The organism is Bacteroides sp. ZJ-18, from assembly GCF_011038705.2.
GTDB classification, from domain to species: domain Bacteria; phylum Bacteroidota; class Bacteroidia; order Bacteroidales; family Bacteroidaceae; genus Bacteroides; species Bacteroides hominis.
This window is the reverse complement of the sequence record NZ_CP072198.1, coordinates 2,817,466-2,842,344: the sequence shown is the minus strand read 5'-3', so window position 1 is coordinate 2,842,344 and position 24,879 is coordinate 2,817,466. Positions and strand designations below refer to the sequence as shown.

Sequence of the window (24,879 nt, the reverse complement as noted above, 5' to 3'; positions counted from 1 at the left end):
AACTTAAATGACACGTAAATAACTTTTAGGAACTTTGACGCTGGCGCTCAATACACCGGCAATACGAATAACAACATAAGTTTTGTTGGCCTCGCTGGCAAGTTCGCCCTCGACACCACAGAAATCACCTTTAACTACCTGAACCCTGCTACCGACAGATAAATGGTCATTATCGAAACTGACACCATTCGGATCTAAATCCATGACAAATATGAAGTCCTGCATCTGTTTATCAGGAACTATCAGCATAGCCCTGGTAAGCAGGTCTTTCATATAAAAAAGCTGGATATTGTATTTATTAGAAATATCACAAGCATCTTGCTTGGTAGCTTGGATGAAGATAAGATTCTTAATAACAGGGACTTCCACCCGTTTTCGACGATACTTCAACTGCCGGATGACAAATTGAGTGGGAAGATAGTAATTGAGATCAAGTTCAGTCTTCAATTTTTCAAGAGAGTCACGAATAGCAAACTCTTGTTTATCTCGGGTACGGGCGGCAAACCAATACTTCTGTTGTTCAGACATTTACAATTTATACTTGGGGAAAATTTCCTTTGTTTCGGGTGCGCTTCGCGGTTTGAACGAGACATCTTTTCTCTTTCAAACCGTCAAATTTTACGAAACATTTTTAAAAGTTGAGAACGAACGAATGTGTTTCAAAAAACGTTCGTCTTTTGAAACAGCATTTTTGAATTTTTTTTCGATGAAAAAATGAATATTGTAAAGTAGCTGAGCAGAAAACTTTTTCTTCTCTATATGTATTTGAAAATCAATAACATAAAATCTTTGATAAAATTTTATCCACTAAATATTTTGTACATTAAAACAGACTCCTTACCTTTGTTCAATCAAACGAACGTTTTTTGAAACAACACCTATATCTTAAGATAAACAACTAATAACAAGATCCTTACACTTCAAGATTCTCCCTTTGAGCTAAAAAAACTCCGGTATTCTTTTATATTTATATTTTTTTATACAAACTTTGTCCTTTCATAAATTCATTTAATAACTAACATTATGGAAGAAAAAAAGTAGTTATCTCATTGAATGATAACTTAGTAACCATCGAAGTAAATGGAAAAGTAATCTTTGCAGGTAAAGCCGACTTGCAATTCAGCCTCAATCAAAAGGTTAGAGAACCACTACGCATCACAAAAGGCAAAGGAAAGCTAATGGAGGCACTTACCGAAAGCTTTATCAAAGGCGGAATCAACAGCATGGAAAACAGACCCATTGAAGAACTACAGGAAACAATAAAAGAATATCTCACCTTTGAATATCAGCGCAAAGGCATTGCTACAGAGCCTAATAAACGTTCTTTTCTATCAGAGCTGAAAAAATATGCCAGAGCATTCCGGAAAAAGCGAGATGAAAGCGAATAACCGATTGTTAAAATCCTGTAAAAGTCCCTTTCTAAAGTACTTTTACAGGATTAGTCTATTCAAAACTTATTACCGTACTTTGCCACGGGTAAAAATAAAAGCCCGACAATAACTCATTAATAAACTTAAAAAAATCAATGATGAAAAAGAACAGGAAAGCAGTATCGAAAAACGAAATGATGAAAGGAAAATGGAAAAGACAAATCATGCTCGAAAAGGCCTACACAGAACAGTGCTCCGAATGGATGGCAAAACGACTGGAAGCCCTCATAGAATATATGCAATATGGACATGCAGCCGTAGCTTATATGAAACAGGACGGAACATTCAAACTGGTGAAAGGAACATTGGTGGGATACGAAAAAGATTTCGGAAAGCAGTATGACCCGATGGAAATAAAAAACACAGTGGTCTACCGGGATGTGGAACAACAAAGGTGGATGACCTTCAAAATAGAGAATTTCATGGAATGGAGAGCGATCGTATAGGAGAATCTTTCAGTGACCAATTAATCAGCAACATAACAACTTAACAATTATGGCAACAACATACGATGGAATAAATTACTTTCCAATAGCTATGAATTTTATGGAAGAGAACGCAATGGAGGTAATAGAAGCAAAATATGGCATGAAAGGACTCGCGATTGTACTGAAACTCCTATGCAAGATATATAAAGAAGGATATTATATTCCGTGGGGTGAGGAACAATGCCTTATTTTCGCCAACAAGACGGGAAAAGAGGCAGACGCAGAAGAGGTGCAGGGGATTATCGAGATAATGATCGAGAAAGGAATGATAGACAGGGGAAGCTATGCGGAACATAAAGTACTGACCTCTGAAGCAATACAAAAAGTATGGATAGAGGCAACCAAGCGAAGAAAGAGGAACTGGACAACCATGCCTTATCTACTGATAAAACCGAAAGAGACATGTAATGAAGAAAAGACCGTCTGCACGCAAAATGTAGAGCAGGATGCAGGCTCTGATGCAAAAAATGCATGCAATACCGAACAAAGTAAAGTAAAGCAAAGTAAAGAATTTCCCCCCTCAGCTCCCCCAAGGGGGAAGGAAGAGGAAGTCAATGCTACGCCGGTCAGTATGCCCGGATACGCATTTAATACGATGACACACAACTACGTGGGATTAATGGGAAACCTGGAACGATTCGGAATAACAGACGAAAAAGAGATCGAAGCAATCCTGCGACTGTCGGATTACGGGAGAAAAGGAACCCCTGTATGGAAACTGATTTGCAGCACGAACTGGAGTAACATCGGAGCAAAAGGAAAATACATGATCGCAGCGTTGAACCGGGCAAAGAAAAGAAGCGGAACCTAAAAGAAGAAGAATTTTTCTGACAAACAGTATATTTTTATATTCCGGAAAATGCTGTTTGCTTGCAATCAATTAAAGAATGCAGCTGTTTTCCTCCGGAAACGGGCACTGATTCTCAAGGGGTTGAAAAGCGATTCAAAAAGCACTAATACGAAGTTAAAATCGTGACTTCAGGAAGTTAACTTCCCGGAGATACGATTTTAACTTCATAACATTATGATATTAACTTCGTAAATGACAAGATGTTAACTTCGTAAACGGCATCATCCGGACATCAAAGCTATCAAAAAAGATTGTCAGACTATAGTATTTCAGGCAGTTGCCAGACTTGTATGTGACGAATCCCTTCTTTGGAGGGCAATGTGGTATCGTCCATAGAAACGACCCACTTTTCATAATTGTCTTGTATCATCTCCAGCGTGTTGTACATTTGCTCCACTTGAAAATCATCATTGAGCAGAGGTGCACATTGCAAATACACAATGCGGTCTTTCTTCCTGCCAACAAAATCGACCAATTTGCCTCCTCGAAGCACACCTACAAAAACGGTATATCCGGCACGCCGCAGTTCCAGATAAACCTGATTCTCAAAGCAGGATTTTCGGGAACCGGCAAAAAAAGGATACAGATGGCGCATGAATGCCCAATCGTTAATATAGTATTTGCAGCTACCCAGAAGAATCTCTTTACTGCGGATCTGATAACGTTCCACGCGATGAATCAGAGAGGTGTCTTCCAGATAGCAGATATAGTTGGCAACCGTATCATAACTCGTCTTCCGGTTCTGGGCAGCAAAGTGACTGACCAGCTGACCGATGGTAATCAACTCAGCAAGATGGGTGCACAAATAGACGAACACATCTTCGAGCAGGCGGGCATCCTTAATCCGATATCGACGGATGATATCACGAAACAGAATCGTATCGCGGAGAGCGGAAATGGCTTTCCACCCGGCCTCCGCATCCGAAAGATTGAAAAGAATGGGTAGTGCCCCCTTACCCATATAGTCCGCGTAATTTTTGCCGGTAGCCTCTACCCTCTCCAATATCCTGTGCTCGGAAAAACTGAAGGGAAATATCTCAAAACTGACGTAATGTCTGGCCAAAAGCTTCTCGGCTTCACCCGAAAGCATATCCTGGTTGGAACCACTGATAAACAGCTCGCAAGTATCTACAAAATCCTGTGAATGGGAATGGACAAAATGTTCCCAGCCCTCCACTTTTTGTATTTCCTCAATAAAAATATAGACTTTACCTACCGGATGGATTTTCTCACGATAGATAAAAAGCAAGTCGTCCAGATCACGATAGCCGGAAAGTACGCCCGAATCTGTGAACTTCTTACTTATATATAGAATGTTCCGTGATGAAACACCATCGGCAATCAACTGGTAGATGATCTGCCGCAACAGGCATCCTTTACCTACCCCTCTCTGTCCGGTCAGGACCTTTACAAGGCGGTTACCTACATACCCGAATATACGGTTTGTGTAACTTTTACGGGCAAATTCCACTTTCGGAAGTTTTCCATTCCAGTAGTTGGACAACGCCAATTCATCAAAGATATCATTCATATATGAATTTATTTAAAATAAAATCTATTATATAAAATAGAATAGATATTTCAATATTAAAAAGCATAATATTCATTTCTATTTTAATAAATTACAGCAAAGATAAGTTTTTTCCGTTGAAAAAAGAAAATAATTCAGCAGATAAATTGCCCGTTCTTATGAAAATACCGAATATTGCATCGTCAAAAAGATTATAAACTCAAAACAATAGACATGAAAAAAGCTCTTATTTCAGGTATTACCGGACAGGATGGTTCATTCCTCGCCGAGTTTCTTCTTCAGAAAGGTTACGAAGTACATGGCATCCTGCGCCGTTCATCTTCTTTCAATACAGGCCGGATCGAACACTTGTACTTTGATGAATGGGTGCGCGATATGAAACAGAAACGTACAGTCAACCTGCACTACGGAGATATGACCGACTCAAGTTCACTGATCCGCATCATCCAGCAAGTACAACCCGACGAGATATACAACCTGGCGGCACAAAGCCACGTAAAAGTATCGTTCGATGTACCGGAATATACCGCCGAGGCGGATGCACTCGGTACATTGCGTATGCTTGAAGCTGTCCGCATCCTGGGACTGGAAAAACAGACACGCATCTATCAGGCTTCCACTTCCGAACTCTACGGAAAAGTACAGGAAGTGCCGCAAAGCGAAACGACTCCGTTCTACCCGCGTTCTCCGTATGGAGTAGCCAAGCAATACGGTTTCTGGATCACTAAGAACTATCGTGAAAGTTACGGAATGTTTGCCGTAAACGGTATCTTATTCAATCACGAGAGTGAACGCCGTGGCGAGACTTTCGTAACCCGTAAGATCACGCTGGCAGCAGCACGCATCGCACAAGGCGAACAGGATAAATTATATTTGGGTAACCTGGATGCCAAGCGTGACTGGGGCTATGCCAAAGATTATGTAGAATGTATGTGGCTGATCCTGCAACATGACGTACCCGAAGATTTCGTAATCGCTACCGGCGAAATGCATACCGTCCGCGAATTCTGTACATTGGCATTTGCCGAAATAGGTATCAACCTGCGTTGGGAAGGCGAAGGCGTCAATGAGAAAGGAATCGACACGGCCACCGGCAAAGTACTGGTAGAAGTCGACCCGAAATACTTCCGCCCTGCCGAAGTGGAACAATTGCTCGGTAACCCGACCAAAGCCAGGACCGTATTGGGATGGAATCCATGCAAAACACCATTCCCGGAACTGGTAAAAATCATGGTACGCCACGATATGGCCAAAGTGAAAAGAATGATTGCGACTAAACATGATTGACAGAATGGATAAAAACGCAAAAATTTATGTAGCCGGACACCACGGACTGGTGGGTTCGGCTATATGGAAAAACCTGCAGGAAAAGGGATATACGAATCTGGTGGGACGCACACATAAGGAACTGGACTTATTGGACGGTGCGGCCGTAAAGCAGTTTTTTGATGAGGAAATGCCGGAGTACGTGTTTCTGGCTGCCGCCTTTGTAGGAGGGATCATGGCCAATAGTATCTACCGTGCGGACTTCATCTATAAGAACTTACAGATACAGCAGAACGTAATCGGAGAAAGTTTCCGCCATCAAGTGAAAAAGCTGCTTTTTCTGGGAAGTACCTGCATCTATCCGCGGGATGCCGAACAGCCGATGAAAGAGGACGTCTTGCTCACTTCTCCGCTGGAATATACCAACGAACCTTATGCCATAGCCAAAATAGCCGGACTGAAAATGTGCGAAAGCTTCAACCTGCAATATGGAACGAATTACATCGCCGTGATGCCGACCAACCTGTATGGGCCGAACGATAACTTTGACTTGGAACGCAGTCATGTGCTGCCTGCCATGATCCGTAAAATTCACTTGGCACATTGCCTGAAAAAAGGAGATTGGGAAGCTGTGCGTAAAGACATGAACCTGCGTCCGGTGGAAGGCATCAGTGGTGCCAACTCTAACGAAGAGATCTTGCAAATCCTCCGGAAATATGGTATTACTGAAAAAGAAGTGACACTCTGGGGAACCGGGACACCGCTACGCGAGTTCCTTTGGAGTGAAGAGATGGCTGATGCAAGTGTCTTTGTAATGGAACATGTGGACTTCAAGGATACCTACAGAACCGGAGCCAAAGATATCCGAAACTGCCACATCAACATAGGTACCGGAAAAGAAATAACGATCCGCGAACTGGCAGAACTGATTGTAAGCACAGTCGGCTATCAGGGAAAGCTGACTTTCGACAGCAGTAAGCCGGACGGAACCATGCGAAAACTTACCGACCCGTCGAAATTGCACAACCTCGGATGGCATCATAAGATCGATATTGAAGAGGGGGTACAAAGAATGTACGAGTGGTATCTGGGATAATTATTCACCACAGAGGGCACAGAGGACACAGAGTTTTAAAATAGAAAAAAATAAAACTCTATGTCCTTCGTGTTATCCCGTGATGAATACAATGAAAGCTGCAAAAGAAAAATTTAAATAGCTTCTAAGTTTTCAAATCTCAATTAAATGGCTATATTTGCACAATTTATCATCAAATGTGCAAAAAACAATGGAACAAAGTTTTATAGCTTACATTGAAAACAGTATCAAAAACAATTGGGATCTGGATGCCCTGACAGATTATAAGGGTGCCACCCTACAGTATAAAGACGTAGCCCGCAAAATAGAAAAGCTCCACATCATCTTTGAAGAAAGCGGAATCCGCAAAGGAGACAAAATAGCCGTTTGCGGGAGAAATAGTTCCCATTGGGGAGTTACTTTCCTCGCGACTCTCACTTATGGAGCGGTTATCGTCCCCATCTTACACGAATTCAAAGCTGATAATGTACACAACATCGTCAATCACTCGGAAGCCAAACTCCTGTTTGTAGGAGACGTGGTCTGGGAAAACCTCAATGAGTCTGCCATGCCGTTGCTCGAAGGTATCCTGATGATGAACGATTTTACGTTACTGGTATCACGTAGCGAACGACTGACTCACGCACGTGAACACCTCAACGAAATGTTCGGGAAGAAATTCCCCAAAAATTTCCGTAAGGAACATATCGAATATCATAAGGATCAGCCTGAAGAGTTGGCTGTTATCAACTATACCTCGGGAACCACCAGCTATTCAAAAGGTGTAATGCTCCCCTATCGCAGCTTATGGTCGAATACGACTTTCGCTTTCGAGGTACTTCCACTGAAAGCAGGTGATAAAATCGTATCCATGCTGCCGATGGCACACATGTACGGACTGGCCTTTGAGTTCCTGTATGAATTTGCGGTAGGGTGTCAGATCTATTTCCTCACCCGTATGCCAAGCCCAAAGATTATCTTCCAGGCGTTTGCCGAGGTAAAACCCAATCTGATCGTGGCTGTTCCGCTGATTATTGAAAAGATCATTAAGAAGAGCGTACTTCCGAAGTTGGAGACTCCTACCATGAAGCTGCTGCTTAAAGTGCCGATTATCAATGATAAGATTAAAGCAACGGTACGCGAAGAGATGATAAAAGGCTTTGGCGGCAACTTTGAAGCTGTCATTGTAGGTGGAGCCGCCTTCAACCAGGAGGTAGAACAATTCCTAAGAATGATTGACTTCCCTTATACAGTGGGCTATGGTATGACCGAGTGCGGTCCTATTATTTGTTACGAAGACTGGAAACGCTTCAAACCGGGTTCATGTGGAAAAGCTGCACTCAACATGGAGGTGAAAGTCCTTTCGCCCGACCCGGAGAATGTGGTAGGCGAAATTGTTTGCAAAGGTCCGAACGTAATGTTGGGTTACTACAAAAATGAAGAGGCTACCGCCCAGGTGATCGACAAAGACGGCTGGCTGCATACCGGTGACCTCGCTTTGGAAGATGCCGAAGGAAACATCACAATCAAGGGACGTAGCAAAAACATGTTGCTCAGTGCCAGCGGACAAAATATCTATCCGGAGGAAATAGAAGATAAACTGAACAACCTGCCATACGTGGCCGAAAGTATTATCGTACAACAAAACGACAAACTGGTAGGATTGGTTTATCCGGATTTTGACGAAGCCTTCGCGCATGGCTTGAAGAATGAAGATATGGAACGGGTAATGGAGGAAAACCGGATTACCCTGAATGAAATGCTCCCGGCTTATAGCCAGATTTCGAAAATGAAAATCTATCCGGAAGAGTTTGAAAAGACTCCGAAAAAGAGTATCAAACGCTTCTTGTATCAGGAAGCCAAAGGTTAAAAATAATTTCTATTTTCATTAAAAAGACATCGATTACGCAGATTTGCATAGATTTTAATAGGATAATCCGTGCAAATCTGCGTAATTTGCGTTTTAAAAACTTAGCTTATGAAGAAAATCATTCTTGTTGCAGCTCTTCTTTCGGCTGCAGTCTGTCTGCCTGCACAGAATAAAGGCGGAAATAAAAGTGGTGGAATTAATCTTTCTTTATGGAAAAAAGCATGTACGCAACCACTTGACAGTACACAGACTACTTATGTCAACCTGGGACTTTTCTCGGCTATGCATAAGTTACATGGTGTAGGTATCAATGCTTTCGGCAGTATGGTGCAAAACGATATGAACGGTGTTCAAATCTCCGGGCTCGCCAATCTTGCCGGAGGAAGTATGCGTGGCGTACAAATTGGAGGTATCAGTAACGTAAATGGTAACGACCTGGCAGGATTGTCCGTCTCGGGACTCGTAAATATTACGGGAAATAAAGCGAAAGGCGTATTGATTACCGGCTTAAGCAATATCGCCGGAGACAATACACGCGGATTAATGATCAGTGGTATCATGAACATCACAGGTGATAAAGCCGCAGGTGTACAACTGGCAGGCCTTGCCAACGTAACCGGTGAGGAATATGACGGACTTATGATGTCGGGACTGCTGAATGTAGTGGGAGAAAAAATGAATGGGTTGCAGCTCTCCGCACTCGCCAACGTGACCGGCGGCCAAATGAACGGAGCACAATTGGGGTTGTTCAATTTTGCGTCGAAAGCGAAAGGATTGCAAATCGGACTTTTCAATTATTATAAAGATGACATGAAAGGGCTCCAATTGGGACTGGTCAATGCAAATCCGCAAACCAAAGTACAATTAATGGTATTTGGAGGCAACAGAACCAAAATCAATGTAGGTGCCCGCTTTAAGAACAAACTCTTCTACACTATACTCGGTGGAGGTACACATTATCTCGATTTCAATGACAAATTTTCTGCAGCTTTATTCTACCGGGCAGGTCTCGAACTTCCTCTCTACAAAAATCTGTTTGTAAGTGGCGATTTAGGCTTTCAGCACATCGAAACTTTCCGGAATAAAAAAGTAGAGGGTATTCCGGCGCGTCTCTATGCTTTACAGGCACGCCTCAATCTGGAATATCGGTTTACGGATAAATTCGGTTTATTCGTAACCGGCGGTTATGGTGGCAGCCGTTACTATAATAAAGCCAAGACTTATGACAAGGGACTGATCGCTGAAGCGGGAGTGGTTCTGTTCTAATTGATTTACCACAGAGTCTCACAGAGTTTATATTTAAATTATTCCTCTGTGGGACTCTGTGGTGAACCTGATCAGACCTTCTCCTTGATCAACCCGATCCGATAAGCTACCAATAACTTCTTTAAATCTTGAATTTGCGTTACCAGCTCTTTCCCCTTATCGGTATCTTTCACCATCATCCGCTGTGAATTGAATTCAATAACAAAAGTAGTCGACTTAATGTCCTGCCCCTCCTCTATTGCCTTCTGAGTAGACTGGAAAGGTTCATGCTGGACCAACTGCAGCCCATGCGAATGATATACCAGCGTATATCCGGCAATACCGGTCTCCGGTTGATAGGCTTTTGAAAAGCCGCCATCGATCACCAATAATTTTCCACCTGCTTTCATGGGTTGTTCCCCTTTTATGGTTTTTACCGGCACATGCCCGTTGATAATATGAGTATGCTGTCCCGTCACTCCGAATTCTTCAAGAATACGGTCACAGATTTCTTCTTTATTACGCAACGCATAATAATATCCTTTCGTCTCTTTATGCAAACTTTTGTCCGCAATGAAATAACGTTCAAAAGTAGCCATCTTATCTTTATCGAACGAGGGAGCATCCGGACCACACCACAGATACCAGATATAATCCATCGCAAAGCGTTTCTCCTCTTCGTCATCTTCATCAAAATAAGCCGTACGGATTAGCTGATCGATCTTATCCAGCAAATTCTTTCCCCAATATTCTTTTCCGCAGATATTCACATGTTTGAAACTTCCATCTTCGTTGAGAGGCACAGAGGCATGATAAAGCAGATTGGAATTGCACACCAGATACATACCTCCATAGGTAAAGAGACAACGCATATGCTTCTTCAACTTCTCACTATTCATAAACGAATAGTGTATCTTTTCGATCAACTCCTGTTCTTCATCACTCAGGCGATAAGGGTCTGCCGGATCGACCGTGGGGAAGTTTGTGTCACGCAACGAATATTCTTTGCCCTCATAAACAAATACCCCCCGTTCAAAATCGATTTTCTCAAGTAGTTTGCGGCCTTCCATACCAAACTCCGGACGACGATTGATGATGCCTGCCTCCAGCTTAAACTGAATGATAGTGATGGCTTTATGCATCTGGGTAATCAACCTCAAGGTCTTTTCATTATAAGTAGAATCGGCAAAATTGGTCTTAGGTGCAAAAATAGTGCAGGGATCATCTGCGTAAGTATCCATCGCAAAAGTAGCAAGCGGCAAAAGATTAATGCCATAACCGTCTTCCAATGTCCCGAGATTACCATATCGCATGGAAAGGCGAATGACATTGGCCATGCACGCTTCATTTCCCGATGCCGCTCCCATCCAGAGAATATCGTGATTCCCCCATTGGATATCGAAATTGTGATAATCGCACAAAGTATCCATAATGATATGGGCACCCGGACCACGGTCGTAGATATCGCCAACGATATGGAGTGAATCGATCGTAAGACGCTGTATCAGATTGCACATGGCTATGATAAAATCGTCGGCACGACGGGTTGAAATGATAGTACTGATAATCACATTGATATAAGCATGCTTATTGGGCTCGATAGTTGACTCGTGAAGTAATTCCTGAATGATATAGGAGAACTCGGCCGGCAATGATTTGCGAACCTTCGAACGGGTATATTTGGAAGATACATTCTGGCACACCTTCACCAGCTGATTGAGCGTGATCAGATACCAATCGTCAATATCTGTTTCGGTAGCTTTTATCAACTGCAGTTTCTCTTCCGGATAATAAATAAGGGTACAAAGCTCTTTCTTCTCAATTTCACGGAGAGTGTGCCCGAAGATCTCGTTTACTTTCCGCTTTACGGCTCCCGAAGCGTTCTTCAGCACATGCTGGAAAGCTTCATATTCGCCATGTATATCAGTCAGAAAGTGTTCGGTTCCTTTAGGGAGATTCAAAATAGCTTCAAGATTGATAATTTCGGTACTGGCGGCGGCAATGGTCGGGAAGCTGCGTGAAAGCAGTTGCAGATAACGCAGATCGGCAACGATACTTTCGGGGGTTATATTACTTTGAGCAGTCATATGATTTACGATTTAACGATTTACAATTTTAAAATTCACCCTAAAATGATTACAGAAGAAACATGAGCAACACCTGGGCTATAATGACGCGGAGGAACATACTCAACGGATAAACCGTAGCATAAGCTACCGACGGATTATCCCCGGGAATGGTATCATTGGCATAGTTCAGCGCCATCGGATTGGCCATACTGCCACATAACATGCCGGAAACGCTACCAAAGTCGATCTTCATAATCTTAAAAGCAAAGAAACCCACAAGCACAGTAGGCACAACGGTCAGACCGAAGCCAAGGCCGATCCACAAAAGACCTTCGGGACGAAAAACCGTATCGAAAAAATGGGCACCTGCATCCAATCCCAGGCAGGCAAGGTAAAGTGACAATCCCAAAGCACGCAGCATCAGATTGGCACTACGGGTGGTATAAGTAATCATATGCAAACGGGGACCGAAAGTTCCGATCAGGATACCCACAATGATAGGTCCGCCCGCCAATCCGAGGCGAATAGGTGTACTGATACCGGGAATTGAAAACGGCACGGCACCCAGAGCCAGTCCCAGGATAATACCTACAAACACAGCCACAAGATTGGGTTCTTTCAAGCTTTTAACAGCATTTCCAAGTACCTTTTCCACATTCTGAATGGCAGCTGCTTCACCGACTACTGTCAGGCGGTCACCCAACTGCAATGTCAGTTCGGGAGTAGCCAACAACTGCACACCCGAACGGTATACACGGCTGATATTGATTCCGTAATGATTACGAAGACGAAGAGCTCCCAACTTCTTCCCGTTCAACTCTGGACGGGTAACGACAATGCGTTGTGAAATCAACTGGCTGTCGATGGCATTCCAGTCGATATCTTCTTTATTCCAATCCGTATTCTCTTGCTCGCCAAACAACACGGTAAGCGCTAACGCATCTTTTTCGGAAGTAACAACCAACAGGCGGTCACCCTCTTTTATGATCTTTTCGGATGTGGGAATACTGACATTGCCGTCTCTCCACAAGCGGGAGATAACAAATTTGGGATAGCTCATGTGAGCGATATCTTTAATGCTTTTATCAAAAATAGCGGGGTTGTGTACCTGGAAAGCGGCAATATAGGTTTTGTTGGCATCATCTTTCTCCTTCACTTCAAGGTCTTCACGACGCACTAACAGTTTACGGATCAACAGAACAGCCAGAATGACTCCGATCACTCCAAGAGGATAGGCCACTGCACATCCCAGAGCAGGTGTACTGCTTTCAAGCCCCATCTGTTTCAGTGTCTGCTGGGCTGCACCCAAAGCCGGGGTATTGGTCGTGGCACCGCACAGGATACCAACCATATTGGGCAATGAAACTTCTGTGGTATAACTGCAAACAACCGTAAGAAGAGTGCCCAGAATCACCACGGCAATAGCAAGCATATTGAGGGTAACTCCTCCCTTACGGAATGAACTAAAGAATCCTGGACCAACCTGTAACCCCAAGGCATATACAAAAATAATAAGTCCGAAACTCTCGGCGTAGTTCAGCATCTGCGGATCTATGGACAATCCGAAATGTCCGGCCAGAATGCCGGCAAAAAAGACAAAAGTAACGCCAAGTGAAATGCCACAAACATGAATTTTGCCCAATCCAAGCCCAATGGCGGAAATCAGGGAAAGAACGACAACTGCCTGCAAAGCAGAATGTTCGATAAAGAGACTATATAACCACTCCATGTGAATAATTTACCAATGTATCCATAAGCCAATGTATCCGTGAAACGCATAAGGATACATTAGCGTCCGCAAAGATAGCAACTATTTACGACCTCACAAAGCTTTTATTAACCCACTTCATCCCATACCAGCGACGGACAAAAATAATTCCTCGAATGTTCTCGTCGAGAGCAAAAGCAACCCACATACCGCAAATGCCCCAGGCCCAGTAAATTCCAAATAAATAACCGACACCGACAGCAACACTCCACATCACAATCAACCCGACATAAAAAGGATAATTCACATCACCCGCTGCACGCAGGGCATTCGTCGCAAAAATATTAATGGGACGGCCTATTTCAAGTACCACATCAATCAGCAATACAATCACTCCCATACGGATAATTTCGGGATTGGAAGTCAGCCAACTCAATAGAGTGTGGCCTGAAGCCGCAATAATACATGAAAGAATCAAAGTAATCATTACCGACTTCTTCATCACATATTTCCCAAGCAGAAATGCTGCATGGGGTTTCTTCTCCCCTATCAGATGTCCGATACAGATAGCACCTCCCTGTGCCATGGATATAGAATAAATAGACAAACATAATGATATTGACACAATAGGTGCGGGTAGCCAACGCTTCAACTCCAAGCATGTTAATGAAAAAAGTAATGACTACCTGCGATGAACTGTATGAAAGTTGCTCACCTGCAGAGGGCAGACCAACCCGCATCAAATTTTTCAGCTCTACAAAAGGGAAAGGCCGGAAATAAGCCAAAGGGAAACGATGGATATGTTTGCGGAACAGAATAATAAACAGAATAACCATAGACACTCCCCTGCTGAAAGCAGTAGAGATTGCAGCCCCTTCTACCCCGAGTTCGGGAAAACCGAACTTACCAAAAATCAGCGAATAGTTACCGATGATATTAAGAATATTGATTACCACTGTTACCAACATCGGATATATAGCCTTATTGGCACTGCGTAAAGAAGCTGAAAGTGTAAGAGAAATGGCCTGAAAAAAGGCGAAAGCACCCACGATACGCATATAATCCATACCGTCAGCCATCAGTTCGGGTCCCAACCCCATCCATTGCAGAATGGTGCGGGCCATCGTAAACAGAAGCACACTGATAATCCCTCCAACCAATAAATTAACAAGTAACGACACACCTACCACCTGTACCACTTTCTTTTCGAGCCTCGCACCAAGATACTGCGAACAGAGCACGGACGTACCCAAATTGATCACTTCAAACACCAGGAAAGTCAGCATGATAATCTGATTGACAACTCCGACCGCAGCTACACTGTTATCAGAATGGCGGCTCAGCATAATGGTGTCGACCGCTCCCAGCATCATTATCAGTAATGTTTCAATAAAAATCGGAGCGGCCAGTTTTGCCAAGCGCCTCTTTATGCTCTCCTGTTGAATTCTGTGTGTCATTTTACCTTAATCCTTTTCGGGCTGCAAAGGTATTTAAAAACACTGAAAAAGCGGATTGACATATATCAAGAATATATCAATCCGCCTACAATTATTTCAATAAAGGTTCGGGTTATCTCACTCCTGTAAAGTCAACATAATTATCATGTCCGTCCAAGTATCCACTCAGTACATTCCCCCTGATCCAGACATCATCCAGATAGGAAACATCACCGGGACCATAGACCATCCGGAGAGAATATTGAGAACGGTCTTCCCAATTCCAGGTAAAAGAGTACACCGATTCGGAATAACGTCCATTGGGATATTCCACACGAATATAATCTTCACCATGACGGTCCAGATAAAAATTCAACTCCTGATAACAATAGTTTCCGTCAGCATCATAAAACGTATCTGCCCAGGTACGACTGCAAAGATCGAGGGACTTGTTATAATAGGAACCGCCAATGTTATCATCGTCATAAAAGTCATCTATCTCTATCTCACATGAAGTAAGATTTACCATTGCCACTGCCAGCAGAAACAATTTTAAATATTTGAAAGCTAAAGTTTTCATATCGTATAGTTTTTTAGTTATATCAGTTTGATGTGAACAAAAGTAGGGAAACAAATGATCTCAGGAAAAAGAAAAAACCTACATCTTCGGAGGGAATCGCCTAATTAAAAGAGGGAAACAGGAGTAAGAAGACCGAAAGCTCTAAAAAGGACATATCAAACGTTAACAGAAAACGACAATTCGCTAAATAACGTTACAAAATGGAGATTTATATCCGAATAATTTGCAGATATAATCCAAATCCGTACATTTGCAATGTGTTTTTCATAGTATTAGATTTAAGGTTAACAAAGATTGGTTGCTCGTGAGAGTAGCCTTTTTTTATATCCGATAATCTGCACTCCCACCCTTTATATATAATTCCGGTTACATGCATTGAGAACTATGACTCATAAATCTGATTATTATACCTAATAAAAGGTATTGAACGCAAACCTGAAACTCGCTAATTTTGCAACCATTCATACTAAACATACGAAATGGACGTGCGTAAAACCTGTATCTTATTGCTTTTAATTTCCGGAATGGCTATTGAGCTATATGCCCAACAGTCCCAAAGAGTCAGCGGACAAATATGGAGCATGGCAGCAGACGCAAAAGAAAAAGAGTCCTTACCTTACGCCAGCGTTCTCGTCATCAACGAAAAAGATTCTACGCTTGTTAAAGGCACGACAAGCAACGCAAATGGGAAGTTTAGCCTCCGGTATCCTGCGTACAAAGATAAACGCTATTTATTGAAAGTTTCTTATACAGGAATGCAACCAGTATTCCATAAGTTAACAGAAAATGTTCCTGACATTCATCTGGAAAACATTGTACTGAAAGAGGGTATCGAACTGGATGAAGTAACAGTTACCGCACAAGTACGTGAAATAGAGCAGATAGGCGATACTACCATAATCAATGCGTCTGCTTATAAAACACCGGAAGGTAGTTATCTGGAAGATCTCGTAAAACGTATTCCCGGGTTGGAATACAACAGCAAAGATAAAACTCTGGTCTATAATGGTCTGCCCATTACTGAAATCAACGTTAACGGTGAAGCCTTTTTTTCCGGAAATAACAGTCTGGCATTGGAAAATTTACCGGTAGAACTGATCAATAAAATAAAGGTATACGATAAAAAAAGTGATCTGGAAAAAACGACAGGAGTCAGTAGCGGAAAAGAAAATTATGTCTTAGACCTGCAAACCAAAAAAGAATTCAACAGCACTTTGCTGGCATCGGGTAAAGCCGGACTGGGCAACTATAATAAGAAGGACCTTGAATTATTAGGTAACTACTTTAAAAAAGGCGGTGAGAACCTTTCACTGATCGTCCGTTCGGGTAACCGTAACATGACAACCAGTTACAAGGACAATATACAGGATAACATAGCACTTAACTTTGTGAAAAGATTCGGCAGAAATTTGACCATTAATGGTAATACGACTTATAATCATAACAATAACAGTAATAAATCGACCGGATACTATGAACAATACCTGAGTACGGGAAATAAATACCAATATTCTGCCGGTGAAAGTACAAACCGAAACCATACCATAAACTCTATGCTTGCCCTGCGTTGGCAAATAAACGAAAAGACCTTTGTGAGCTTCTCCGGCAATCTGAACTCAGGCAGAGGGAACAACACCAATAACAACCGGCAAGCCGCATTCGACGAAAATCCCAATCTCGGAACATCAGACCCTTTCGGCAATATCGGTAATATCCCCGATGATATGCGACTCAACGATATAACAATGAATTCATTATCTACAGACAAGCGCCTCCAATATACTTTCAATGCCAACATCACGCGCCAAATAAACCGAAAAGGAAGCAGCCTCAGCCTGATGGCACAATATAGTGACAGCAAAGGTAAAAATGAAAGTTTCACTATTTCGTCAACCACCTATTACCGATTGGAAAATAGCTTAGGGAATGACTCGGTTCTCTATCGGAATCAATATCAGCGAAGCCCTAACGGAAACCGGAATCAGAATATCGGACTGATATTCACTCACCCTTTTACAAAAAAAGTTCAAATGCAGCTCTCTTACAATTTGAACTATAGCAAACAGCAGAGCGACCGTAACACTTATAACCTATCCGGTCTGACGGATGAAACAACAGATCCTCCCGGCTATCTGCCTCCGCAGTATGAAACCGGATATACCGACAGCCTTAGTAACCGAAGCCACAGTCACACACTCGGACACGAAGTCTCTTTCCATATAAACTACTCCACCCGGGTATGGAACATTGTTACCGGACTATCGATTCAGCCTGAGCAACGCAGTCTGGATCAGAAGACAGGGCTGAGACAAGCCGATACTACCATGTATTCAGTCGGATTCCGACCGACATTCACCATTCTGTGGAAAAAAGGGAAAAGTCTGATACGCTTGAACTATCGGGGAGATACCCGACAACCTTCCCTAACCGACTTGCTTTCACTGACCGACAATAGCGACCCGCTAAATATCACACGCGGCAATCCTGACCTGAAGCCCTCATATAACCAATCTGTCCGTTTGGAAGCACAAAACATCCGAAAAGGTATATTCGCTACATTGAACTGGCAAAACGAGGTAAACAGCCAGACCCGTACCATTACCTATAACCGGCAAACGGGAGGGCGAGAGAGTTATCCGGTAAACATAAATGGTAACTGGAACATCCATGGAACACTACGTTACCAGAAACGCATCCGTAGTTTTAATATTTCGGCCGTCGGAGGAGGATCTTTTATCCAAAATGTCGGTCTCATCAATGAAGGGGAAAGTGAACAACCGGACCACAGTACTACCCATAACACCGGACTGAACGCAAATTTACGACTGGGATACTTCCCTAAATGGGGAAGTATCGACCTGAATGGGAACTGGCGCTTTCAACACTCTTCCAATTCATTGCGGCAGACAAATACGTACACCCGTAACTATTCTCTGGGATTCAATGCCTATGCCGATTTACCCGGCAACATACAATTAAAAACCGACGCGACCTATACTTTTCGTAATGGTACAAATATCCGGAAGGGAGAAGACGACCAGATAGTATGGAATACAGGTATCACCTGGCGCTTCCTGAAAAAAAAGCAGGCCGAATTATCAGTCTATTGGGCAGACATGCTGAATCAAAAGAAAAACTACAGCCGAAATACAACATCGAGTGGTTTTTCCGAACACCACACCCAACAAATAGGAAGTTATTTTATAATCTCGATGAAATACCGCTTTAACCGTCCTCTACACAAGCAGTAATAGCACGATTCTTTTTAACATAAATATCTTCTATAAAAAGTCATCTCATAAAATACAAACTACAACAACCAATAAAATATATTTATATTAAAAAGTTTACTATTAAACTTCAACAGCAGAATACCCATAAATGGGTATTGTACATATTTTAAACCGCATATAACTTTGTAACCGGATTAAAACAAATATTAATTATCAAAAAACCCATCATTAAACAATGAACAAAATTCAAACGTATATTAGCACGTTTATAGCAGTTTCCGGTATATGTTTCACTTCATGTACTAACGATAACAACATTGATTGGAATGGAGTGGAAGTGACAAATACTGAACTAAGAACTATCTTGCAACAAAAAGGATATACCTTTAATGCAGAAGGCAAACTGGTACAGGATGATAAAGTAAAAAGTACAACTTCGCTTGATCTATCGGGCACCAAAATTGCTAATCTATCGGGACTGGAAGTATTGCCTAACCTTGCTGAAATTAATCTATCGAACAATGAGTATGGCCCCGTTTTCGACTTCTCCGCATTGCCCAAAAGCATTACTGCGATTGATTTATCAGGTAATAAAATATATGATTTTAAAGGTTTGGTAGATGTGAAAATGGTAAATGATGAAATGAGCACTACTGTCTTACATCCACTCACCAAATTTTATTTACCGGAAGCGGCCAAATACAATATAGAGGATCTGGTTCCATTCCATGCCGCCAGTGCAGCCACCGACATGCAGATGCAAAATGCAAACGGAACCCTGCAAGCCTATACCACCTTGCGTGATATTCCCGATGAATACTTCCGCACTTATCTGAAATCGAAGTTTGCAAGCCTGTTTACAAAAGATGGAAACCAGATTGACATTAGTAAGCCAATGGCCCTGACCGAACAAGGCAGCGGCATTAACATAGATGCCTGGTATGCGGATAATGAAAATATACATTCAATTGAAGGATTAGAATATTTTATCAATAATCCTTTCTACAAACCATTCTATGTGCAAGTTGAGTGCATGAATCATTGTTCGGTTGCTTATCTTATGCCTCGTGACAACCTTAAAGCCCTTTTCATTCTGAATGCAGATACCCCTGAGGGCATTGATCTTTCACAATCTGCCAAGTTGGCAAGTTTCGGTTCAAGCAACAACAAATATTTGACAGAACTGGATCTATCAAAAACACTTGTCACCAATCAGGAAGCAACCGACTTTGATAAAACAGTCTCTAATGTACTACATGTATTCGATTGTGAGAATTTAAAAGAAATCAAATTTCCGGAACAGAGCAAAGGGCTTGTCTCTCAATTAGAACTGGCCAGCCTGCCTTCATTGAAAAAAATGGATTTAAGCTTTCTCTGCGGTTTTCAGGCTGTCATATTATTGCAACTCGAGAATTGTACCATCACTTATCCCAATTTCCAGTATGTCTATAGTGCAACGTACGAAACACTAAAGCCACTGGCTGACGCACAGAAAGCCACAATCCTTATTTCAGAAAATGAATTCAAGCAAGAGGCATGTAAAACATTCCTTAGTACTTACAAAAAAAATCTAAATGACTCCGGATACAGAGACTACAGTGATTATGGTGCTTTCCGTTGGACAAAGAAGATTTAACAGCTAACAAGCATATATATATGTGTTATTTTTTATTTTAATTTTAAAACCAATCTTATGTTGAAAAAAGTTTTTATCTGGGGAATAGCTTTATTCGGAATGACAGCTATTTCAAGTAATGTTTCTGCAAGTGCAGCAAGTGACGTATGTTCAGTAGCAACTGTTGCCGAAAGTCTGGAAGGTAACTATCAGGGTAACCTGATCCGAGTTTACATGAATGGAGAAAAAAATCCGGTTTATGGAAAGGTTGCCAATGTAACCGATAATGGAGACGGAACGGTCAATATTCATATTGATTCATTCAAAATAGGTTCGATGCCGGGATCGATTACGGTCGACGCGATGGACATCACTGTCCCTGCATCCGGAGGAAACTTCAGCCAGACCTGTGAAAGTGCCGTAAAACTCAAGATCGGTATACTCCCCCTATCCTATGATGCTTTAGTGGAAGGAGAAATTACCGGAAACTACCTGAAGTTTACAGTTACCGTAAATACTCAATATTCAGGTTCACTATTCGAAGCAATTGTTACATTTGAAGGAACAAAGTGAATTTTAGTGGAGCATAAAGTTTTTTATAATATTCTCCACAAAATGAACTAATGTACCATAGGTTGTTTTCTTGTTGTTGTGACAAGAAAACAACCTTTCATTCATATAAAAAAACAATAACCGAATATTCATTATATAAACCATAAAAAACTATTTTTCAAGATGAAAACAATAAAATTATCCTATATCATTCTTTGCAGTATCTGTTTATTTTTGGCATCCTGTTCATCCGACGAAGAAATAACCAAAGGAGGAGCTTCGGAAGAGCTCGTAAAGAAAGCAAAAGATTTTCTGACCGGAGAAATCGTATTGAATACCCATGCCACCCTGAATGGTGTCAATAAAACATTGCTTGAAAAAGGATGCCCCACCAAATTTAAGTTTGACTGGAGCAATACAGATACAAATACTTTCAGTGTGTCTCTTCTTAATTTCACCGTAGGCAAAATGGGGATGATCATCAACTTTAAATGTGACGTACAAACCATGCAACTCAACACATGGGAAAAAGACGAATATCCGGGTGCAGGCTGGATCAAATTCTATGGTGAGGACGGCTCTACTTGGGGGGAAGAAAAAGACGGCACTCCGGCCAATGCTAAAGGAAGTAGTGTAAAAGGCTATTATAATACCGACACTCACCAGATTAATTTTATTGTGGACTACAACATGATGAACGTTCGCTCGGAGTGTTTCCTGCAAACAATAGACAAGACGCGCATCAACAACTATGAAAAGGAGTTCGCACAATTTGAAAAAGACTTGGAAGAGTATAAGAAGAAACATGGGTTATCATAAACTGTGAATCACACACCCTTTTAGAAAAATGAAAAAAAGAGAATTTGTAACGATCACATGCCTGCTTCTGTTTATATGTACCGCCTCTATGGCCCAAACAAAAGTGCAACTCACAATACTGGAAGCAAAGACCGAGCAACCGATAATAGCGGCAAATATAGCATTTGCAGAAAATGATAATCCGGAAAAGACGTTGTATGCCATCACTGACCTGAATGGCAATGCCATCTTGAATCTCCCTCGTCCCGGTACATACCATTACCACATCACTTCGGTAGGCTACATACCCCTGAAAGGAAAAATAACACAAGCAACCCGAAACCTGACCCTTCACATGACGGAAGATGTAATGGGACTGAACGAAGTAGTGATAACGGGTTCACGCACGGCACGTCCCATCAAACTTTCTCCGGTGACCACGCAGGTGTTGGGAGGAAAAGCACTGGTAGACGCCGGATATGGAAACTTGCAGCAGGCTCTGCAGCAGGAAACACCGGGATTGAACATACAGAAAGTAGGCTTTGGCAATGAAATAAGCATGCAGGGACTTGATGCACGCCATGTGTTATTCCTGATGGATGGAGAACGACTGACCGGAGACATGGCCGGAAACCTGGATTACGAACGTTTCAATCTGCATGCCATAGACCGCATCGAGATTGTGAAAGGTGCCAGTAGTACTCTGTATGGTTCGCGTGCGGCAGGAGCCGTTATCAATCTGATAACTAAAAAGACGAACAAACCTCTTAGTATCGATGCCGGAGTGCGTTACGGGCAAATGAACGAACGTAATTATAAAAATCTATCAAAGAGTGACTTCCTCTACATGTTCGAAAAGAATGCTGACCGCCCAAATCTGCAAAGTTGGGTCTCCGCAGGTTTTAAGCAGGGAGCATTTACCTCGCAAACAGATGTATGGTACAGCGAAAGTGATGCTTTCTATCTTTATCAGGCGGAAAATGACAAGAAGATATATACACAGGAAGCCAATCCCTTCCTACCTCACGATATCATTGTAACCAGTGCTACAGCGCGTCCGCCTATGGGAATCGAAGGAACCGAGCATATTTCAGCTTCACAAAAGGTTTATTACGATCCGAACAAAGATTTATCGGTTTTGCTCTATGGCAGCGCATTCTTCATGAATACATACGACCTGATACAAGATCTGACTTTTAGTCAGGCACGTGACTGGACGGGAGGAATCAAAGCCACTTACCATGTGAAGGACTGGTTTTCTGTAACCGGAAGTTTACATAGCGATTTTTATGACCGCTTTAAACGACACGAACGCCGGAATGAACGGCAGAAGGTATATGAAAGCCGAATCTTGCAACCACGACTGACCATCACCAGCAATTACTTTAAAGCCCACCATCTGATCTTTGGAGTGGAACATATTTCGGATGACCTGACAAGCGACCGTTTTGTGAATCGCAAAATGACTACACGGTCACTGAAAGAAACGGAATATTTTCTGCAGGACGAATGGGAAGTGTCTAAACAATGGATGATTTCCGCCGGGTTGCGTACTAACTTTTCCCATGCTTTCGGATTCATGGGAATGCCCAAAATCGCAGCCAAGTTTTCACCCAACGACCAATGGAGTTTCCGTGCCAACTATTCAATGGGTTACCGTTCACCCAGTATCAAAGAGCTTTTCTTCAACTGGGACCATCTGGGCATGTTTCAGATAAAAGGCAACGAATACCTGCAACCGGAGAAAAACAACTACATGTCAGTTGGAGCCGAATACACCAACGACCGGCTATTCTTGTCCGGTACGGTTTACGGAAACTACTTTAAAGATAAAATAGAAGGAGTCTGGAGAATCTATGACATGCAATACAATTTTGAATACACTAATCTCAGCAAACAGCGCTTACTGGGCCTGGAGGCACTGGGACGTTGGCGCATGTTTGACTTCCTGACACTGAATGCCACCTACAGTTTTGTCAATGTGAGCAAACTTAAAGGTGTACAGGTTAACACCACCTCTCCTCACGCAGCTACAGCCAGTTTGGACTATAAGTACAATCGCAAAAACTATCGGTTGGGTGCCATATTCAGCGCATCATTTATGGGTAACAAGAAATTCGATGTGCAGGATCGTGTATGGATTGAGGAGGAGAATACCAGCAAGGATGCCTACTTCCGTTGCAATCTTCCGGCATATGTGCTGTGTAATCTGGCCGTTTCACAAACCTTCTACAACAAAGTAAAAGTGACACTGGGTGTCGACAACCTTTTAAACTATAAGCCCAAAACATTGGGTTCGGGAGTGACCATGTTCAATGTACCCGCCACCCCCGGTGCCCGCGGACACGTACAGATTGAGTTTATGATAGACGACGTAATAAATGCATTAAAGAAAAAGAAATGAGAGAAATGAATGTTTTTAAAGCTTTATGCTTGTCATTCTGCTGCATTATAACAACTTCGTGTGTAAAATATGATGCCGAACCGTTTACCGGTAAGACACTGCCCCGCACATGCGGTTATTCCACCGGTGTTGCGAACGATTGGATTTATTTCAACTTACGTACCGGAGAGCGGTTTAATGCCCTTTCACCTAATCAGGATATTACTGAAGGAGAACAGAAAGAGCGCACAGATTGGGATCTCGCATTCTGCGGATATCGCCTGCGCACCAACAGTGGTACCAGTGGCATCGGTCAGGGTGCTGCCGCTGACCTGGGATATGGAAGCTATGACAAATGGAAAACTGTTTCGCAACTACCCGCTGATTTGAAATGGACGGTAGACAATGATACTGAAGTATACGTCACAATGTCGCAAAATGACTGGAACAAATATCTGATAGAGCATGGGCTGGATTTTAATGAGAATCCGTGGTTCGACCCCAATACCGGTCCGGCTAAAACATTGACCAGCGCCAATCCGATATTGGCTGAAGCCATGAGTTTCGCCGGCCCCCCTCCGGTTTACACGCCCTCTTATCACACCTACGTGATACGTACCGCCGATGGTAAACGATATTTCAAGATACAAATCATCAGTTGGTATAATGCCGATTCGGAGATAGGCGACAGTGGCGGACAAATCAGTTACTATTGTGATGAATTAAATTAAGTATAACCCAAAATGAGAC

At 42.4% G+C, this 24,879-nt stretch carries 18 protein-coding genes and 1 pseudogene; 13 read left to right on the top strand and 6 right to left on the bottom strand.

Annotated features, from left to right (window positions below; all coding sequences use genetic code 11):
* Positions 1-3: 3 nt before the first annotated feature.
* Positions 4-528: a capsular polysaccharide transcription antiterminator UpbY gene (upbY, locus tag G7Y45_RS11245; RefSeq protein ID WP_005786813.1), complete on the bottom strand. Its 525-nt coding sequence runs from the start codon at positions 526-528 to the stop codon at positions 4-6.
* A 521-nt stretch (positions 529-1,049) separates the two neighbouring features.
* Between upbY and G7Y45_RS11240 the strand changes: the two genes are divergently transcribed.
* The 3 genes from G7Y45_RS11240 (at position 1,050) to G7Y45_RS11230 (ending at position 2,729) form a co-directional block, all read left to right on the top strand.
* Positions 1,050-1,388 carry a hypothetical protein gene (locus tag G7Y45_RS11240; RefSeq protein WP_005786811.1) on the top strand — a complete coding sequence of 113 codons (339 nt, stop codon included), beginning with the start codon at positions 1,050-1,052 and terminating at the stop codon, positions 1,386-1,388.
* A gap of 140 nt (positions 1,389-1,528) precedes the next feature.
* Entirely contained in the window at positions 1,529-1,876 is a 348-nt protein-coding gene (locus tag G7Y45_RS11235) for an SH3 beta-barrel fold-containing protein (RefSeq protein WP_032530434.1), read from the top strand.
* 49 nt (positions 1,877-1,925) lie between these two features.
* Complete coding sequence (locus tag G7Y45_RS11230; RefSeq protein ID WP_165015486.1) at positions 1,926-2,729, top strand: DUF4373 domain-containing protein; 804 nt, start codon at positions 1,926-1,928, stop codon at positions 2,727-2,729.
* Between the two features lie 298 nt (positions 2,730-3,027).
* Here the strand turns inward: G7Y45_RS11230 and G7Y45_RS11225 are convergent, their stop codons facing one another.
* On the bottom strand, positions 3,028-4,299 hold the full coding sequence (locus G7Y45_RS11225; protein WP_165015484.1) for an ATP-binding protein: 1,272 nt from the start codon (positions 4,297-4,299) through the stop codon (positions 3,028-3,030).
* Positions 4,300-4,512: 213 nt separating this feature from the next.
* On the opposite strand from G7Y45_RS11225, the gene gmd reads away from it, so the two are divergent.
* The 4 genes from gmd (at position 4,513) to G7Y45_RS11205 (ending at position 9,776) form a co-directional block, all read left to right on the top strand.
* Complete coding sequence (gene gmd, locus G7Y45_RS11220; protein WP_005786803.1) at positions 4,513-5,586, top strand: GDP-mannose 4,6-dehydratase; 1,074 nt, start codon at positions 4,513-4,515, stop codon at positions 5,584-5,586.
* A 4-nt stretch (positions 5,587-5,590) separates the two neighbouring features.
* Positions 5,591-6,661, top strand: a complete 1,071-nt coding sequence (locus tag G7Y45_RS11215; RefSeq protein ID WP_022012850.1) for a GDP-L-fucose synthase — start codon at positions 5,591-5,593, stop codon at positions 6,659-6,661.
* Between the two features lie 190 nt (positions 6,662-6,851).
* On the top strand, positions 6,852-8,510 hold the full coding sequence (locus G7Y45_RS11210) for an AMP-binding protein (protein ID WP_032530426.1): 1,659 nt from the start codon (positions 6,852-6,854) through the stop codon (positions 8,508-8,510).
* A 108-nt stretch (positions 8,511-8,618) separates the two neighbouring features.
* Positions 8,619-9,776, top strand: a complete 1,158-nt coding sequence (locus G7Y45_RS11205; protein WP_005776596.1) for an LA_2272 family surface repeat-containing protein — start codon at positions 8,619-8,621, stop codon at positions 9,774-9,776.
* A gap of 71 nt (positions 9,777-9,847) precedes the next feature.
* On the opposite strand, the gene G7Y45_RS11200 is transcribed toward G7Y45_RS11205, so the two are convergent.
* The 4 genes and pseudogenes from G7Y45_RS11200 to G7Y45_RS11185 all read right to left on the bottom strand — a co-directional run bounded on the left by G7Y45_RS11200 (position 9,848) and on the right by G7Y45_RS11185 (position 15,548).
* Complete coding sequence (locus G7Y45_RS11200) at positions 9,848-11,842, bottom strand: fructose-bisphosphatase class III (protein ID WP_005776595.1); 1,995 nt, start codon at positions 11,840-11,842, stop codon at positions 9,848-9,850.
* A 49-nt stretch (positions 11,843-11,891) separates the two neighbouring features.
* On the bottom strand, positions 11,892-13,553 hold the full coding sequence (locus G7Y45_RS11195) for a putative transporter (RefSeq protein WP_005776594.1): 1,662 nt from the start codon (positions 13,551-13,553) through the stop codon (positions 11,892-11,894).
* Between the two features lie 85 nt (positions 13,554-13,638).
* Positions 13,639-14,989, bottom strand: a pseudogene (locus tag G7Y45_RS11190) (MATE family efflux transporter).
* Between the two features lie 112 nt (positions 14,990-15,101).
* Entirely contained in the window at positions 15,102-15,548 is a 447-nt protein-coding gene (locus G7Y45_RS11185; protein WP_005776592.1) for a hypothetical protein, read from the bottom strand.
* Between the two features lie 479 nt (positions 15,549-16,027).
* Between G7Y45_RS11185 and G7Y45_RS11180 the strand changes: the two genes are divergently transcribed.
* The 6 genes from G7Y45_RS11180 (at position 16,028) to G7Y45_RS11155 (ending at position 24,860) form a co-directional block, all read left to right on the top strand.
* The gene (locus G7Y45_RS11180) at positions 16,028-18,799 is read left to right on the top strand and encodes an outer membrane beta-barrel protein (protein WP_165015481.1); all 2,772 of its coding nucleotides are present in this window, start codon (positions 16,028-16,030) and stop codon (positions 18,797-18,799) included.
* Between the two features lie 217 nt (positions 18,800-19,016).
* Positions 19,017-20,417 (top strand): leucine-rich repeat domain-containing protein, encoded by a 1,401-nt coding sequence (locus G7Y45_RS11175; RefSeq protein WP_165015478.1) that lies wholly within the window; start codon positions 19,017-19,019, stop codon positions 20,415-20,417.
* Between the two features lie 57 nt (positions 20,418-20,474).
* Positions 20,475-20,969: a calycin-like domain-containing protein gene (locus tag G7Y45_RS11170; RefSeq protein ID WP_032530420.1), complete on the top strand. Its 495-nt coding sequence runs from the start codon at positions 20,475-20,477 to the stop codon at positions 20,967-20,969.
* A 162-nt stretch (positions 20,970-21,131) separates the two neighbouring features.
* Entirely contained in the window at positions 21,132-21,767 is a 636-nt protein-coding gene (locus G7Y45_RS11165) for a DUF4903 domain-containing protein (protein WP_005808896.1), read from the top strand.
* A 28-nt stretch (positions 21,768-21,795) separates the two neighbouring features.
* Positions 21,796-24,150, top strand: a complete 2,355-nt coding sequence (locus tag G7Y45_RS11160) for a TonB-dependent receptor (RefSeq protein ID WP_165015475.1) — start codon at positions 21,796-21,798, stop codon at positions 24,148-24,150.
* A 5-nt stretch (positions 24,151-24,155) separates the two neighbouring features.
* Entirely contained in the window at positions 24,156-24,860 is a 705-nt protein-coding gene (locus tag G7Y45_RS11155; RefSeq protein WP_371729379.1) for an HmuY family protein, read from the top strand.
* The last annotated feature ends 19 nt before the right edge of the window (positions 24,861-24,879 follow it).

What these genes read in the sequence shown, in the direction of transcription:
- upbY (WP_005786813.1), bottom strand. Translation starts at nt 528, where the DNA reads ATGTCTGAACAACAGAAGTATTGGTTTGCCGCCCGTACCCGAGATAAA.
- G7Y45_RS11235 (WP_032530434.1), top strand. Translation starts at nt 1,529, where the DNA reads ATGAAAAAGAACAGGAAAGCAGTATCGAAAAACGAAATGATGAAAGGA.
- G7Y45_RS11230 (WP_165015486.1), top strand. Translation starts at nt 1,926, where the DNA reads ATGGCAACAACATACGATGGAATAAATTACTTTCCAATAGCTATGAAT.
- G7Y45_RS11225 (WP_165015484.1), bottom strand. Translation starts at nt 4,299, where the DNA reads ATGAATGATATCTTTGATGAATTGGCGTTGTCCAACTACTGGAATGGA.
- gmd (WP_005786803.1), top strand. Translation starts at nt 4,513, where the DNA reads ATGAAAAAAGCTCTTATTTCAGGTATTACCGGACAGGATGGTTCATTC.
- G7Y45_RS11215 (WP_022012850.1), top strand. Translation starts at nt 5,591, where the DNA reads ATGGATAAAAACGCAAAAATTTATGTAGCCGGACACCACGGACTGGTG.
- G7Y45_RS11210 (WP_032530426.1), top strand. Translation starts at nt 6,852, where the DNA reads ATGGAACAAAGTTTTATAGCTTACATTGAAAACAGTATCAAAAACAAT.
- G7Y45_RS11205 (WP_005776596.1), top strand. Translation starts at nt 8,619, where the DNA reads ATGAAGAAAATCATTCTTGTTGCAGCTCTTCTTTCGGCTGCAGTCTGT.
- G7Y45_RS11200 (WP_005776595.1), bottom strand. Translation starts at nt 11,842, where the DNA reads ATGACTGCTCAAAGTAATATAACCCCCGAAAGTATCGTTGCCGATCTG.
- G7Y45_RS11195 (WP_005776594.1), bottom strand. Translation starts at nt 13,553, where the DNA reads ATGGAGTGGTTATATAGTCTCTTTATCGAACATTCTGCTTTGCAGGCA.
- G7Y45_RS11185 (WP_005776592.1), bottom strand. Translation starts at nt 15,548, where the DNA reads ATGAAAACTTTAGCTTTCAAATATTTAAAATTGTTTCTGCTGGCAGTG.
- G7Y45_RS11180 (WP_165015481.1), top strand. Translation starts at nt 16,028, where the DNA reads ATGGACGTGCGTAAAACCTGTATCTTATTGCTTTTAATTTCCGGAATG.
- G7Y45_RS11175 (WP_165015478.1), top strand. Translation starts at nt 19,017, where the DNA reads ATGAACAAAATTCAAACGTATATTAGCACGTTTATAGCAGTTTCCGGT.
- G7Y45_RS11170 (WP_032530420.1), top strand. Translation starts at nt 20,475, where the DNA reads ATGTTGAAAAAAGTTTTTATCTGGGGAATAGCTTTATTCGGAATGACA.
- G7Y45_RS11165 (WP_005808896.1), top strand. Translation starts at nt 21,132, where the DNA reads ATGAAAACAATAAAATTATCCTATATCATTCTTTGCAGTATCTGTTTA.
- G7Y45_RS11160 (WP_165015475.1), top strand. Translation starts at nt 21,796, where the DNA reads ATGAAAAAAAGAGAATTTGTAACGATCACATGCCTGCTTCTGTTTATA.
- G7Y45_RS11155 (WP_371729379.1), top strand. Translation starts at nt 24,156, where the DNA reads ATGAATGTTTTTAAAGCTTTATGCTTGTCATTCTGCTGCATTATAACA.